The organism is Janibacter sp. RAF52, assembly GCF_052114035.1.
In the GTDB taxonomy this organism is placed as follows: domain Bacteria; phylum Actinomycetota; class Actinomycetes; order Actinomycetales; family Dermatophilaceae; genus Janibacter; species Janibacter hoylei.
This window is the reverse complement of sequence record NZ_JBFRDY010000003.1, coordinates 119648-133069: the sequence shown is the minus strand read 5'-3', so window position 1 is coordinate 133069 and position 13422 is coordinate 119648. Positions and strand designations below refer to the sequence as shown.

Here is a 13422-nt window from a genome sequence, read left to right as displayed (position 1 = left end):
TTCTGCGACAGGATCACCCGGTGACCGACACCGCCCTCCGCCCCGACGCCACACCCCAGCTCGAGGAGGCGCTCCGCGAGCGCGTCCTCATCATGGACGGCGCGATGGGCACGATGATCCAGCGCCAGGGCCTGTCCGAGGAGGACTTCCGCGGGGAGCGCTTCGCCGACTGGAGCAGCGACCTCAAGGGCAACAACGACCTGCTCGTGCTCACCCAACCGGAGCTGATCACCCAGCTGCACCGGGAGTACCTCGAGGCCGGCGCGGACCTCATCGAGACCAACACCTTCAACGCGCAGCGCATCTCTATGGCCGACTACGGCATGGAGGAGCTCTCCCGGGAGATGAACGTCGCGGCCGCGCGCCTGGCCCGCGCCGCTGCGGACGAGTACACGGCCAAGGACCCGACCCGACCGCGCTGGGTCATGGGTGCGCTCGGCCCGACGAACCGCACGGCGTCCATCTCCCCCGACGTCAACGACCCCGCGAAGCGCAACATCACCTTCGACGAGCTCGTCACGGCCTACCTCGAGCAGGCGGAAGGCCTCGTCGAGGGCGGTGTCGACCTGCTCATCATCGAGACGATCTTCGACACGCTCAACGCCAAGGCCGCGATCTTCGCGCTCGAGACGCTCTTCGAGCAGCACGGTCGCCGCTGGCCGGTCATCATCTCGGGGACGATCACCGATGCCTCGGGGCGCACGCTCACGGGGCAGACGACCGAGGCCTTCTGGAACTCGGTCCGGCACGCGCAGCCACTCGCCGTCGGGCTCAACTGCGCCCTCGGTGCCGAGGAGCTGCGGCAGTACATCGTGGAGATGGGCCGGGTCGCCGACACCTTCGTCTCGGCCTACCCGAATGCCGGGCTGCCCAATGCCTTCGGCGAGTACGACCAGGACCCCGCGCACATGGCCTCCCTCGTCGCGGAGTTCGCGACGAGCGGCTTGGTCAACCTGCTCGGTGGATGCTGCGGCTCGACCCCCGAGCACATCGCCGCCATCGCGGAGGGGGCGGCCGGCGCCAACCCGCACGTGCCGGCCGAGGTCGAGCCGGCACTGCGACTGTCGGGCCTGGAGCCCTTCAACGTCACCGCCGACTCCCTCTTCGTCAACGTCGGCGAGCGGACCAACGTCACCGGATCGGCGAAGTTCCGCAAGCTCATCGAGGCCGACGACTACCCGGCCGCCCTCGCCGTCGCGGCCCAGCAGGTCGAGAGCGGCGCGCAGGTCATCGACATCAACATGGACGAGGGCATGCTCGACGGCGTCGCCGCCATGGGCACCTTCGTCAACCTCGTCAGTTCCGAGCCGGACATCTCCCGCGTCCCGCTGATGATCGACTCCTCGAAGTGGGAGGTCATCGAGACCGGCCTGCAGCGCACCCAGGGCAAGGCGATCGTCAACTCCATCTCGATGAAGGAGGGGGTCGAGCCCTTCGTCGAGCAGGCCCGGCTGTGCCGCAAGTACGGGGCCGCGGTCGTCGTCATGGGCTTCGACGAGGAGGGCCAGGCCGACAACCTCGAGCGTCGCAAGGAGATCGCCCAGCGGGCCTACACGATCCTCACCGAGGAGGTCGGCTTCCCTGCCGAGGACATCGTCTTCGACCCCAACATCTTCGCGCTGGCCACGGGCATCGAGGAGCACGCTGCCTACGGCACCGACTTCATCGAGGCCACCCGCTGGATCAAGGACAACCTGCCGGGGGCGCTCGTCTCCGGCGGTGTCTCCAACGTCTCCTTCAGCTTCCGCGGCAACAACCCCGTCCGCGAGGCGATCCACGCCGTCTTCCTGTACCACTCGATCAACGCCGGCATGGACATGGGCATCGTCAACGCCGGGGCCCTCGTCCCCTACGACACGCTCGATCCGCAGCTGCGCGAGCGGATCGAGGACGTCGTGCTCAACCGGCGTCCCGACTCCACGGAGCGACTGCTCGAGATCGCCGAGCAGCACCGTGGCACCGGCGCCGTCGAGGAGACCGCGACCCAGGAGTGGCGCGAGCTGCCCCTGCGTGAGCGGATCACCCACTCCCTCGTCAAGGGCATCGACACCTGGGTCGTCGAGGACACCGAGGCCCTGCGCCTCGAGATCGACGCCGCCGGCGGTGCGCCGCTCGAGGTCATCGAGGGCCCCCTCATGGACGGCATGGGCGTCGTCGGCGACCTCTTCGGCGAGGGCAAGATGTTTCTCCCGCAGGTCGTCAAGTCGGCCCGCGTGATGAAGAAGGCCGTCGCCCACCTCATCCCCTTCATCGAGGCGGCGAAGAAGCCGGGCGACGAGAGCCGGTCCAAGGGCCTGATCGTCATGGCGACGGTCAAGGGCGACGTCCACGACATCGGCAAGAACATCGTCGGCGTCGTGCTGCAGTGCAACAACTACGAGGTCATCGACCTCGGGGTCATGGTGCCGACGCAAAAGATCCTCGACACGGCCAAGGAGCACGGGGCCGACGTCATCGGACTGTCCGGGCTGATCACCCCTTCGCTCGACGAGATGGTCGGGGTGGCCTCCGAGATGCAGCGTCAGGGCTTCGACATCCCGCTGCTCCTCGGTGGTGCGACGACCTCCCGGGCCCACACCGCGGTCAAGGTGGACCAGCAGTACGACGGGCCCGTCGTCTGGGTCAAGGACGCCTCGCGGTCGGTGCCCGTCGTCAGCCAGCTGCTCAGCGACACCGGGCGGACCAAGCTGCTCGACGAGATCGCTGCCGACTACGAGTCGCTGCGGCAGCGGCACGCGGCCAAGACCAACGACCGGCCGATGCTGAGCTACGACGAGGCCCGTGACGCGCGGACCCCGATCGACTGGAGCGTCGAGCACCCGCACCTCACCGGGGTCACGCCGACGCGGATGGTCTTTGCCGACTACGACCTCGCCGAGCTGCGCGAGTACTTCGACTGGCAGCCCTTCTTCAACGCGTGGGAGCTCAAGGGGTCCTTCCCCGACATCCTCAACAACCCGGCGACGGGCGAGGTGGCACGCAAGCTCTACGACGAGGCCCAGACGATGCTCGACCGCATCATCGAGGAGCGGTGGCTGACGGCGAAGGGGGTCATCGGCCTCTTCCCCGCCAATGCCGTCGGCGACGACATCGAGATCTACACCGACGAGTCGCGCATCGAGGTCGCCCACACGCTCCACATGCTGCGCCAGCAGGGCAAGCACCGGCCCGGGGTGCCCAACCGGAGCCTCGCGGACTTCGTCGCGCCTCGGGAGACCGGGGTGGCCGACTGGATCGGTGCCTTCGCGGTCACCGGTGGCATCGGCGTCGCGGAGCGGATCGCGCAGTTCAAGGCGGACAACGACGACTACAACGCGATCCTCCTCGAGGCGCTCGCCGACCGCTTCGCCGAGGCCTTCGCCGAGCGGCTGCACGAGCGGGTGCGCACGGAGTTCTGGGGCTACGCACCGCAGGAGTCCCTGGACAACACCGAGCTCATCAAGGAGGCCTACTCCGGCATCCGTCCGGCCCCGGGCTACCCCGCCTGCCCCGACCACACCGAGAAGCAGACCCTGTGGTCGCTGCTCGACGTCGACGAGATCGGCATCGAGCTCACCGAAGGGATGGCGATGTGGCCGGGCGCCGCGGTCTCGGGCTGGTACTTCGCGCACCCGGAGAGCCAGTACTTCGTCGTCGGACGCCTCGGTCGCGACCAAGTGGAGGACTACGCCGCGCGCAAGGGCTGGACGATGCGTGAGGCCGAGCGCTGGCTTGGCCCCAACCTCGGCTACTCGCCCGAGTGAGGGCCGCGCTCTCCCCCTCGCGGGCCGCCGACTTCAAGCAGTGCCCGCTGAAGTTTCGCCTGCGGACGATCGACCGCCTCGACGAGGCCCCGTCCCCGGCGGCGACCCGCGGGACCCTCGTCCACGCGGTCCTCGAGGAGGTCTTCGACCTGCCGGCGGCCGAGCGCACGCCGGAGGCAGCCCGCGCCCTCGTGCCGGGGTGCTGGGCGGCGCTCGTCGCCGAGCGCCCCGAGCTGGCCGACCTGATCACCGACGACCCGTCACTCTCCGAGGAGTCGTGGTTCGCTGCCGCCGAGCGCCTCGTCGACCGGTGGTTCACCCTCGAGGACCCGTCGAGACTGAGCCCTCTCAACGTGAGGTACAGGTCGAGACCCAGCTCGACGGACTGCTGCTGCGCGGCGTCATCGACCGGGTCGACATCGCGCCCACGGGTCAGGTCCGCATCGTCGACTACAAGACGGGCCGCACCCCGGCCGCGGGCTTCGAGGGCAAGGCGCTCTTCCAGATGAAGTTCTACGGCCTCGTCATGTGGCGACGGACCGGGCGGGTCCCCGACCTGCTGCAGCTCGTCTACCTCAAGGACGGCACGATCGTGCGCTATGAACCGGACGAGGCGGACCTGCTCGCGCTCGAGCGCAACGTCCGCGCCGTCTGGACCGCCATCGAGCAGGCCGTCGCCACGCGCGACTTCCGGCCGAGCCCGTCGAAGCTGTGCGGCTGGTGCGACTTCAAGCCGCTGTGCCCCGCCTTCGGCGGCACGCCGCCGGACCTGCCGGAGACGATCGAGATCGTCACGCCGGAGGCCGACCCGCCCCCTTCGCCCGCATCTGTCTAGGGCCGCGCGACCGCGCCCAGCGCGAGCGGCATGAGGTCGAAGGGGGTGACCCCGGTGAGCGTCGGGATCCGCACCGAGCCCGCGATGTCGGGCACCTCGACCACGTGAGGGACCGCGAGGGTCGGCACGTCGGCAGCAGCGGCCGACCGGACGCCCGTCGGCGAGTCCTCGATGGCGACGCAGGTCGCCGGCTCCACCCCCAGTCGCTCGGCCGCGGTCTCGTAGGGCTCCGGGTGGGGCTTGCCGTGGGTCACCTGGTCGCCGGAGACGACCAGGCCGAAGGAGCCGGGCTCCGTGGCGTCGACGACCGCACCGGCGAGATCGGCCCACGACATCGTCACCAGCGCCTGCGGGATGTCGAGCTCGCGACAGGCCGCGAGCAGCTCGCGGGCCCCGGGGCGCCACGGCACCTCGTCGGCGATCTGCTCGATCACCCGGGACTGCAGCCGGTGCACGACCTGCTCCGCGGGCAGGTCGACGGGCGAGTTGTCGATGATGAACTGCGCCGAGACCAGGAGCGGGTTGCCGACGAGCTGGAGCGCCAGCTCGTGGGTCCAGGTGCCGCCGAACTCCTCGACGAGCTCGTGCTCCGCGACGATCCAGTAGGGCTCGGTGTCGACGAGGGTCCCGTCCATGTCCCACAGGACCGCGGCGGGCAGGTCGCGGACGTCGGACCGCGTGGTGTCGGTGCTCACGAGGCCCCACCGTACGCGTCGTAGGCTGGTCGACGTGATCCAGATCGAGGAGCTGCCCGAACTGCACGACCCGGTGATGATCTGCGCCTTCGAGGGATGGAACGACGCGGGTGAGGCCGCCTCCCGCCTCGTCGGGCACCTCACCTCGCTGTGGGACGCCGAGATCGTCGCCGCGATCGACCCGGAGGACTACTACGACTTCCAGGTCAACCGCCCGCGGGTGACCAACCAGGGGCAGGGCCGGGGCATCCACTGGGACACCACGCGCATCATGCTGGCCTCCCCGGACAGCCTCGGTCGCGACGTCATCCTCGTCGTCGGCACCGAGCCCTCCTTCCGGTGGCGGGCCTACACCACCGAGATCCTCGACCTGGCGGCCTCGCACGGGGTGCGCACGGTCATCACCCTCGGCGCACTGCTCTCGGACGTGCCGCACTCCCGCCCGATCCCGGTGTCGTGCACGAGCGACGACGAGGCGACGGCCTACCGCTTCGACCTGGAGCCCGCCCGCTACGAAGGCCCCACCGGCATCACCGGTGTCGTCGCCGACGGCGCCCGTCAGGCCGAGATGGCCTCGATCGCCGTGTGGGCCGAGATCCCCCACTACGCCGCGCAGGTGCCCTGCCCCAAGGCGACCCTCGCGATGCTCGTGCGGCTCGAGGACCTGCTCGACACCGTCATCGACCACGACGACCTCGAGGACGAGGCCCAGGCCTGGGAGCGGGGCGTCGACGAGCTGGCCCGCACCGACGAGGACGTCGCCGACTACGTCTCCGCGCTGGAGAGCGCCCAGGACACGACCGAGCTGCCCGAGGCCAGCGGCGATGCGATCGCCAAGGAGTTCGAGCGGTACCTGCGCCGCCGTGGCGACGGCTCCCCCGGCAAGGGCTGACCGACGCTCCTCCCCCTTCGCCCGCCCCCACCCGCCGCATTTCCCTAGGCAAATACGGACCAACGGCCCCACCCGCCGCATTTCCCTAGGGAGATGCGGACTACAGCCCCATCCAGACGCATTTCCCTAGGCAAATCCCAGCTCAGGGCGACATTTCCCTGGGGAAATGCGGACCACAGTCCCTCGGCGGGGAGGTGGGTTCAGAGGCGGATGCCGAGCAGCGCGTCGATCGCGCGGGCCAGCTCGCCGGGTGCCGAGCGGATCTGCCCACCCTGCCCGAGCGACTGCTCCACCCAGGCGTCGACCGCGGCCAGGGCCTGCGGCGTGTCGAGGTCGTCGGCGATGGCGGCACGCACGGCGGCGACGGTGGCGGTCGCGTCGGGCCCGCCGTCGGTGGACAGGCCGGCCCGCCACCGCTCGAGGCGAGCCCTCGCCTCGTCGAGGTCGGCGTCCGTCCACTCCCACTCGCTGCGGTAGTGGTGCGCGAGGAGCACGAGTCGGATGGCCATTGGGTCGACGCCTTCGCCGCGCAGGGTCGACACGCGCACGAGATTGCCCTTGGACTTGCTCATCTTCTCGCCGTCGTAGGCGACCATCGCCTGGTGCGTCGTGTGAGAGGCAAAGGGTCGCTCCCCCGTGAGCGCCTCTGCCTGCACGACCGACATCTCGTGGTGCGGGAAGACGAGGTCGGTGCCGCCGCCCTGCACGTCGACGTGGTCGCCGAGGTGCGCCATGGCGATCGCCGTGCACTCGATGTGCCAGCCGGGGCGGCCAGGGCCGAGATCGCCTGCGTCCCAAGCCGGCTCGCCCGCGCGCTCACCCCGCCAGAGCATCGGGTCGAGGGGGTCACGCTTGCCGGCACGCTGCGGGTCGCCGCCGCGCTCGGCCGAGTAGCCGAGCATCGTCTCGCGGTCGAGATGGCTCAGCTCGCCGAGCCCGCCGGCCGCACCCAGGTCGAGGTAGATGTCGCGGACCCCGTCCTCGACGACCTCGTAGGTCACGCCGCGGGCGACGAGCTGCTGCACGGCCGCGATGATCTGCGGCATCGACTCCATGACGCCCATGAAGTGCTCCGGCGGGATGACCCCGAGCGCCGTCATGTCCTCGAGGAAGAGCGCGATCTGGTCCTGCCCGAGGTCGCGCCAGTCGACCCCGTCACGGGCGGCCCGCTCGAAGAGCGGGTCGTCGACGTCGGTGACGTTTTGCACGTACGTGACCTGACGGCCGCCGTCACGCAGCGCCCGGTTGACCAGGTCGAAGGTCACGTAGGTCGCGGCGTGCCCCATGTGCGTCGTGTCGTAGGGGGTGACGCCGCAGACGTAGAGCCGAGCGGGGTCCGTCGGCTCCACCGGTGCCACCTCGTCGCGGGCCACGTCGTGCAGGCGAAGGGAGATCGGCTCTCCGGGGACGACGGGTAGGTGGGGGGACGGCCAGGCTCTCACGCGCACAGCCTACGAGGTGCGGCTCACAGTGGTGGCCACGGGATCGAAGGCCACTCCCCCGACGGCTGTGGATGACGCCCTTCGCCCAGCAGGTCGGCGACCCGCTCGGCGAGGGCCGCCAGCTCGACGGGGGTGATGAGCGCGGTCAGCTCGGCCCGCACCTCGGCCCGGTCCAACGCCGCGTCGAGGCGGGAGAGCCGCTCCAGGTCAGCCGGCTGGATCGGGTCACCCGCCCACCCCCACAGGACCGTACGCAGCTTGGGGTCGGCGTGCAGACCGACGCCGTGGTCGATGCCCCAGAGGCGGCCGTCGTGCTCGAGGATGTGCCCACCCTTGCGGTCGGAGTTGTTGAGCACCGCGTCGAGGACAGCCATCGTGCGCAGGCGCGGGTCGTCCGGGTGGGAGACGAGCAGGGGCGCACCCTCGGCGTCCTCGCCCTCGAGCACGACGATGTTGCCGTCGGGCACGGCCTCGGGTGGCGTCACGGCCACCGGGGTCGGGCAGAGGCTCGTCGCGTCGCCGACCCACCGCTGCACCGCTCCGGGACCGACCGGTCCGTCACGCCACACGGTCTCGGGCACGAGGTCGAAGCCACCGAGCCGGTCGACGACCGAGGCCGCCACCTCACGGGCCGCGAGCGTCCCGTCGGGGAAGTCCCACAGCGGCCGCTCGCCATCGACGGGCTTGTACGCGACGAGCAGCGGCTCGTGGCCCGCCGCGCGGACCTCGGCGACGAGCACGACATTGCTCGCGAGCGGGTGCCGGCCGAGGATCGCGAGCTCACCGTCGACGAGCGAAGGGGGACCTGCCACCGTCAGCGCTTGTAGCCGTTGGCTCGGGGGCAGATGTGACCGTCCTCGTCGACCGGGCCACCGCAGAAGGGGCAGGCCGGACGGCCGGCGCGCACGACGGTCTCGCACCGCTGGGCGAAGGCCCGCGCCTGCGCCGAGGGCAACGAGACGCGCAGGCTGTTGAGCTGCGCCATGATGTCCTCCTCGACCTCGTCCGGGTCGTGGTCATGGGCCTCGATGACGACGACCTGCCGCTCGTCGTCCCACGAGAGGGCGAGGGCGCTGACCCGGAAGTCCTCGTAGATCGGGGTGTCGAGCGGTGCGTTGTCCGCCGCTTCCACGGCGGCCGCGACGGTCGCTGCGGCCCCGCCCACCTGGTCGAGCAGCTCGCCGATGCGCTCGGCGAGGATCTGAGCGTGCAGCTTTTCGAGGGAGACCTGCACGCGCCGGGACCCGTCGTTGGCCTGCAGGAAGAAAGTGCGTTGTCCGGGCGGTCCCACCGTCCCGAGGACGAAGCGCTCCGGCGGATCGAACTCGACGAGGCTCATGGCGTCGACCCTAGTCCTGCTCCGCCACCGACGGGCGCGTCCCCTGCTGGCGGGGTGTCCCCCTTCGGCCGGTGTGGGGTGAGGGCCGACCGGCCGGTGTCGTTGCTGCGCAGCAGCATGGGGCGGGTCGCGGTGTAGTGGACGACGGAGACCGACGCCGGGTCGACGTGCAGGCGCTGGAAGTCGTCGAGCGCCGTGGCCGTCGCGTCCGCGAGCACGGACTTGATGACGTCCCCGTGGCTCACGGCGGCCCACACGGCGTGCTCGCCGTGCTCGGCCGTGACGGCGGCATCGATCTCCCGGACCGCCGCGACGGCGCGGTCGGCCATCGACCGGATCGACTCCCCCGGGTGCTCCGGCCCGTCGGGGAAGGTGGCCAGGCTCGGCTGGTCCTGCACGACCCGCCACAGCGGCTCGCCCGCGAGCTCGGACAGGGGGCGACCGGTCCAGGCGCCGTAGTGGCACTCACCGAGCCCCTCGTGGACCTGGGCGGTGAGCCCGTGGGCCTCGAGCAGGGGCTGTGCGGTCTCCCGGCACCGCTGCAGCGGACTCGTCGCCACGTGGACGAAGGGGGTGCCCTCCAGCCGCGTCACGAGCGCGGCGGCCTGCTCCCGCCCGGTGTCGTCGAGGGCCACGCCGGGGGTCCACCCGGCGAGCACACCCGCGGTGTTGGCCGTGGACCGGCCGTGCCTGATGAGGATGCAGTACGCCACGCGCCTCACCCTAGGCGCAGGGCGGCGCCGCACCTGCAACGATGCGGGGGTGATCGTCGACCAGGCCCGGTACCACGACGGACGACGCCTGCCCTGTGGGGACATCAGCGAGACCCTGGACGACATCCGGGCCAGTGGCAGCTCGGACTTCCTGTGGATCGGGATGCGCGACCCATCGGACGAGACCTTCGAGCGGGTGTCCGAGGAGCTCGGGCTGCACCCCTTGGCCATCGAGGACTCCGTCACGGGCGACCAGCGACCCAAGATCGAGCGGTACGGCGACGGGCACTTCGTCGTCCTGCGGCCGCTGCGCTACGTCGAGGCGAGCTCGGACGTCGAGTCGGGTGAGATCATGGTCTTCATCGGCGCCGACCACATCGTCACGATCCGCAAGGGAGAGGCGAGTCCGCTGGCGGGCCTGCGCAGCCGGCTCGAGGCCGACGGCCACGATGCCCTGCGGCACGGGCCGTGGGGGGTCTTCCACGCGATCATCGACTTCGTCGTCGACCAGTACCTCGAAATCGAGGACGAGATCCAGCAGGACCTCGACGACATCGAGGCCGGGGTCTTTTCCCCCGACGGGTCGGTGTCGACCGCCGAGATCTACGCGCTCAAGCGCGAGGTCCTCGAGTTCAAGCGGGCCGCTCTGCCGCTGGCTCGACCACTGGCGCTGCTCGTCGGCACGGGGACGCCGGTGCCGACCGAGGAGCTGCGCCTGCGCTTCCGCGACGTCAACGACCACCTGTCGCTCGTCAACGACAACACCGAGTCCCAGGACCGGCTGCTGTCAGACGTGCTGAGCGCGCACCTGGCCCAGGTCGGCGTGCAGCAGAACCAGGACATGCGCAAGATCTCGGCCTGGGCCGCGATGCTCGCGCTCCCGACGATGATCGCCGGGATCTACGGGATGAACTTCGAGGGCATGCCGGAGCTGTCGGCCAGCGTGAGCGTCGGGGGTCACGAGATCCACTACGGCTACCCGCTGGCGCTGCTCGTCATGGTGCTGGCCTGCGTCGTGCTCCACCGGCTCTTCCGGCGCTCCGGCTGGCTGTGAGTCGGAGGCCGACTCAGCGCCGGGCGTCGTCCGCGTCGTAGTCCTCGTCGTCGAGGCCGGAGTAGGACTGCTCGTCCTCGTCGTCGTCGTAGTCGTCGGACTCGTCGTCATCGACCATGAACTGCTCGTCGACGACGACGAGAGGCGTCATCTCGCCGGTGGCGTCGTGCAGGGCGTCGTCGTAGGCCTCGAAGGCGTCGGCGAGATCCTCGTAGGCCGCCACGACGGTGGGGTCGTCCTCACCACGGCGCTGCGCCGAGGCCTCGAGGTGACGTTCGAAGGCGGCGATCAGCTGGTTCAGGGCGGGGCGCGGGTCGCTCATGGGCATGACGCTACCGCCCGTGGGCCACAATGGCACCGATGCCCGAGTACGAGTTCCGCACCATCCAGTTCCCGCGCGGCGCAGGCCGCGCCGCGATCCGCCAGGAGCTGGCCGACCACGCCGAGTACGGCCGCTGGGAGCTGCACCGCACCGTCGTGTACATCAGTGGTCGGCAGAAGGCCTGGTTGCGTCGCAAGATCATCCGCGTACCGCGCCCGCCGGCGCTGCCCTCACGTTGAGCGCACCGGCGCTGCGCTGACGCCGAGCGTCGCCGCCACGTCGGACCGTCAGCAGTCGCCGACGAGCCGCCACAGGACCTTGGCGCCGAACTCGAGCGACTCCAGCGGGACCCGCTCGTCGATGCCGTGGAACATCGGCGCGAAGTCGAGGTCGGCCGGCAGCCGCAGCGGCGCGAAACCGTACCCGACGATGCCCATCGTCGACAGCGCCTTGTTGTCCGTCCCCCCGGAGAGGCAGTAGGGCAGGATCGACGCCTCGGGGTCCTCGGCGAGCAGCGCCCCACGCATCCGCTCGACGAGGTCGCCGGCGAAGGGCGAGTCCAGCGAGATGTCCTTGTGGTCGACGACGACCTCGACGTGCTCGCCGGCGAGGTCGCGGATCGTGGCCATGAGGTCCTCCTCGTGGCCGGGGAGGAAGCGGCAGTCCAGCGCTGCCGTGGCGCTCTGCGGGACGACGTTGTGCTTGTACCCCGCGTCGAGCATCGTGACGTTGGCGGTGTCCTGCAGGGCTCCCCGGACGAAGCCTGCGGCTGGGCCGATCCGCTCGAGCAGCTCCTCGGCGTCCTCGTCGCTGTAGCCGACGCCGGTGATCTCGGACAGGCCGTCGAGCAGCCCCCGGACGCTGGCGATGAACTCGCGGGGCCACTTGTACGCGTCGATCCGGGCGATGGCCTCGGCGAGGTGGACGATCGGGTTGTCGGAGGTCGGGACCGACCCGTGGCCGGCCGTGCCGCGGGCCACGAGCTTGAGCCAGGCGATGCCCTTCTCCGCGGTCTGGAGCAGGTAGGCGCGGTGGGGCTCCCCCTGCGCGTCCTCGACGGTGACGCTGTACCCGCCGACCTCGCTGATCGCCTCCGTGACCCCCTCGAAGACCTCCGGGTGCTCGCGGACCATGAACTGGCTGCCGAGGACCCCGCCGGCCTCTTCGTCGGCGAAGAAGACGAAGAGCAGGTCACGCGGCGGCACCGTCCCGGTGCGGGCGAGGTGGCGGACGCAGGCGAGCATCATCGCGACCATGTCCTTCATGTCGACGGCGCCGCGTCCCCACAAGCAGCCGTCGCGCTCCTCCCCGGCGAAGGGAGGGACGCTCCAGTCCTCGGCATGGGCCGGCACGACGTCGAGGTGGCCGTGGATGCACAGCGCCCCGCGGTCGCGGTCGGCGCCGGCGATGCGCACGGCGACGGTCGTGCGGCCCGGGTCGGACTCGAAGACCTGCGGGTCCAGCCCCACCTCACGCAGCTGGGCGACGACGTAGTCCGCGGCCTCGCGCTCCCCCGGCCCGTCCTGGCCGGGGCCGTAGTTGCTCGTGTCGATGCGCAGCAGGTCGCGGCAGATGCGGACGACCTCGTGCTCGGGCGCGGTGGGGGCACCACCCGCGTGCGGGGGAATCTCGCTCATGCGGGCAGGCTACGCGGTACCCGGCGGACCTTGGCCGGTGTGGGTCCCGCGTCTGGCGCGGCAGGGTCCGGACCGGGGCTCGCGGTCGCGCGCAGAGCGTTGTCGGGGGTCGCTCATAGGGTCAACGGAATGTCAGAGCTGACGGCGCGCCACCACGATCCGGGAGTGCTTCCCGGGGTGCGTGATGCGGTGCGTGCGCTGCTGGTGATGGACGAGGGCACGACGTGGCAGCTGCCGGACGGTGACGTGTCGGAGGGGCTGGCCTTCCTGGGGCAGGCCCGCCAGCTGCTGGAGGTCGCCGAGGTCGCGCTCGTGCGCGAGGGCATCTGGCGCGGGTTGCCCGACCGAGCACTCGTGGTCGCCCACCGACTGGGTCGCTGCGGCCGACCGGCTGACCCTAGACCCCGAAGGTGCCGCGATCGTGGACGCCGCCGTGGCCGCGATCGGATCGTCCCCGTCATGCTCGGCACCGAGAGCGAACCCCTCGAGCTGGGCCGCGCGACCCGCTACTTCACCCTTGGCCAGCGCCGCCTCCTCGTCCTGCGCGACGGCGGGTGCACCTACCCCGGGTGCACCATGCCCGCCCAGTGGACCGACGCCCACCACCTGACCCACTGGTCCCGCGGTGGACACACCGACATCGCCAACGCCGCCCTGCTCTGCGAACGACACCACACCCATGTCCACGTCCCCGACCTGACCGCCACGGCCCGCGGCGTGACCTGGCACGTCTAGCGACCCCGCCCCGCC

General features: G+C 70.9%; 13 protein-coding genes and 1 pseudogene. 7 read left to right on the top strand and 7 right to left on the bottom strand.

What is annotated here, in order from left to right; translation table 11 throughout:
• Positions 1–20: 20 nt before the first annotated feature.
• The 3 genes and pseudogenes from metH (at position 21) to AB4Y78_RS05105 (ending at position 4578) form a co-directional block, all read left to right on the top strand.
• Positions 21–3743, top strand: a complete 3723-nt coding sequence (gene metH, locus AB4Y78_RS05115; protein WP_441713165.1) for a methionine synthase — start codon at positions 21–23, stop codon at positions 3741–3743.
• A pseudogene (locus AB4Y78_RS05110) lies at positions 3740–3994 on the top strand (RecB family exonuclease); the annotation flags it as partial. The gene metH and the pseudogene AB4Y78_RS05110, both read left to right, overlap by 4 nt.
• Positions 3995–4053: 59 nt before the next feature.
• Complete coding sequence (locus AB4Y78_RS05105) at positions 4054–4578, top strand: RecB family exonuclease (RefSeq protein WP_441713164.1); 525 nt, start codon at positions 4054–4056, stop codon at positions 4576–4578.
• On the opposite strand, the gene AB4Y78_RS05100 is transcribed toward AB4Y78_RS05105, so the two are convergent.
• Complete coding sequence (locus AB4Y78_RS05100; protein WP_441713163.1) at positions 4575–5273, bottom strand: HAD family hydrolase; 699 nt, start codon at positions 5271–5273, stop codon at positions 4575–4577. The two genes, AB4Y78_RS05105 and AB4Y78_RS05100, sit on opposite strands and share 4 nt — an antisense overlap.
• A gap of 34 nt (positions 5274–5307) precedes the next feature.
• Here AB4Y78_RS05100 and AB4Y78_RS05095 point away from each other — a divergent pair, with 34 nt between their 5' ends.
• Positions 5308–6165: a PAC2 family protein gene (locus AB4Y78_RS05095; RefSeq protein WP_441713162.1), complete on the top strand. Its 858-nt coding sequence runs from the start codon at positions 5308–5310 to the stop codon at positions 6163–6165.
• 200 nt (positions 6166–6365) lie between these two features.
• On the opposite strand, the gene mshC is transcribed toward AB4Y78_RS05095, so the two are convergent.
• Genes mshC through AB4Y78_RS05075 form a run of 4 tightly spaced genes read right to left on the bottom strand, consistent with a single transcriptional unit; the run spans position 6366 to position 9659 of the window.
• Entirely contained in the window at positions 6366–7607 is a 1242-nt protein-coding gene (gene mshC, locus AB4Y78_RS05090) for a cysteine--1-D-myo-inosityl 2-amino-2-deoxy-alpha-D-glucopyranoside ligase (protein WP_441713160.1), read from the bottom strand.
• A 23-nt stretch (positions 7608–7630) separates the two neighbouring features.
• On the bottom strand, positions 7631–8419 hold the full coding sequence (locus AB4Y78_RS05085; protein WP_441713159.1) for an SCO1664 family protein: 789 nt from the start codon (positions 8417–8419) through the stop codon (positions 7631–7633).
• 2 nt (positions 8420–8421) lie between these two features.
• Positions 8422–8946, bottom strand: coding sequence for a DUF3090 family protein (locus AB4Y78_RS05080; protein WP_441713158.1), 525 nt, complete (start codon positions 8944–8946; stop codon positions 8422–8424).
• Positions 8943–9659 (bottom strand): MSMEG_4193 family putative phosphomutase, encoded by a 717-nt coding sequence (locus tag AB4Y78_RS05075; protein ID WP_306511888.1) that lies wholly within the window; start codon positions 9657–9659, stop codon positions 8943–8945. The genes AB4Y78_RS05080 and AB4Y78_RS05075 overlap by 4 nt, the downstream gene beginning before the upstream one ends.
• 49 nt (positions 9660–9708) lie before the next feature.
• Between AB4Y78_RS05075 and AB4Y78_RS05070 the strand changes: the two genes are divergently transcribed.
• Positions 9709–10713 (top strand): magnesium and cobalt transport protein CorA, encoded by a 1005-nt coding sequence (locus tag AB4Y78_RS05070; RefSeq protein ID WP_007924218.1) that lies wholly within the window; start codon positions 9709–9711, stop codon positions 10711–10713.
• 13 nt (positions 10714–10726) lie between these two features.
• Here AB4Y78_RS05070 and AB4Y78_RS05065 read toward each other — a convergent pair whose 3' ends face one another.
• Positions 10727–11035: a primosomal protein gene (locus tag AB4Y78_RS05065; RefSeq protein ID WP_306511886.1), complete on the bottom strand. Its 309-nt coding sequence runs from the start codon at positions 11033–11035 to the stop codon at positions 10727–10729.
• Between the two features lie 38 nt (positions 11036–11073).
• Between AB4Y78_RS05065 and AB4Y78_RS05060 the strand changes: the two genes are divergently transcribed.
• The gene (locus tag AB4Y78_RS05060; RefSeq protein WP_202865232.1) at positions 11074–11274 is read left to right on the top strand and encodes a DUF5703 family protein; all 201 of its coding nucleotides are present in this window, start codon (positions 11074–11076) and stop codon (positions 11272–11274) included.
• A 48-nt stretch (positions 11275–11322) separates the two neighbouring features.
• Here the strand turns inward: AB4Y78_RS05060 and AB4Y78_RS05055 are convergent, their stop codons facing one another.
• Positions 11323–12672, bottom strand: coding sequence for a M20/M25/M40 family metallo-hydrolase (locus tag AB4Y78_RS05055; RefSeq protein ID WP_441713157.1), 1350 nt, complete (start codon positions 12670–12672; stop codon positions 11323–11325).
• Between the two features lie 129 nt (positions 12673–12801).
• On the opposite strand from AB4Y78_RS05055, the gene AB4Y78_RS05050 reads away from it, so the two are divergent.
• On the top strand, positions 12802–13407 hold the full coding sequence (locus AB4Y78_RS05050) for an HNH endonuclease signature motif containing protein (protein ID WP_441713156.1): 606 nt from the start codon (positions 12802–12804) through the stop codon (positions 13405–13407).
• The last annotated feature ends 15 nt before the right edge of the window (positions 13408–13422 follow it).